This window comes from Leclercia tamurae (genome assembly GCF_025566055.1).
In the GTDB taxonomy this organism is placed as follows: Bacteria; Pseudomonadota; Gammaproteobacteria; order Enterobacterales; family Enterobacteriaceae; genus Enterobacter; species Enterobacter tamurae.
Genome location: NZ_JAMHKS010000045.1, coordinates 1 through 692 on the forward strand (window position 1 = coordinate 1; position 692 = coordinate 692).

Annotated in this window: 1 protein-coding gene; it reads left to right on the forward strand. The window is 55.2% G+C overall.

Annotation, left to right across the window (positions count from 1 at the left end; genetic code table 11):
• Positions 1 to 71 precede the first annotated feature (71 nt).
• On the forward strand, positions 72 to 692 hold a 621-nt coding region (locus tag M8318_RS00250), incomplete at its 3' end, for a DNA methyltransferase (RefSeq protein ID WP_262660580.1).

The window sequence follows — 692 nt, forward strand, 5'->3', positions numbered from 1 at the left end:
GCTAACATGAATAGCCACGCCTGATTATCGGGCTCGCCTGTGCGCCGAAGCACTCGCCCATCTTCGGCAGCATGATCCAGGCCGTAGCCGATGATGAAGAGCGCGGCGCACTGGGCATGCACTACACCAGCGTGCCCAATATCCTCAAGGTGCTGAATCCGCTGTTTCTGGATGACCTTCGGGAGCAACTGGATGCATGCGGTGACAACAAAGCCAAGCTGCTCAATCTGCGCAAGCGTATGGCACGCATCCGCGTATTTGACCCAGCCTGCGGCTCCGGCAACTTTCTAGTCATTGCCTACAAGCAGATGCGTGAGATCGAGGCGGAAATCAATCGTCGCCGGGGCGAAGCCCACAACAAATCCGAAATACCGCTGACTAACTTCCGCGGTATCGAACTCCGCGACTTTCCGGCAGAGATTGCCCGCCTGGCGCTGATCATTGCCGAGTTTCAGTGCGACGTGCTCTATCGAGGCCAGCAGGATGCGTTGGCGGAATTTCTACCGCTGGATGCGCAAAATTGGATCATCTGCGGTAATGCGCTATGGCTGGACTGGCTGAACATCTGTCCTCCTACAGGCACAGCTGTGAAATTACTCGCAGATGACTTGTTCAGTACTCCACTTAATCAGGCGGAGATCGAATTCGCGAACGAAGGTGGAGAAACATATATTTGCGGGAACCCGCCATAT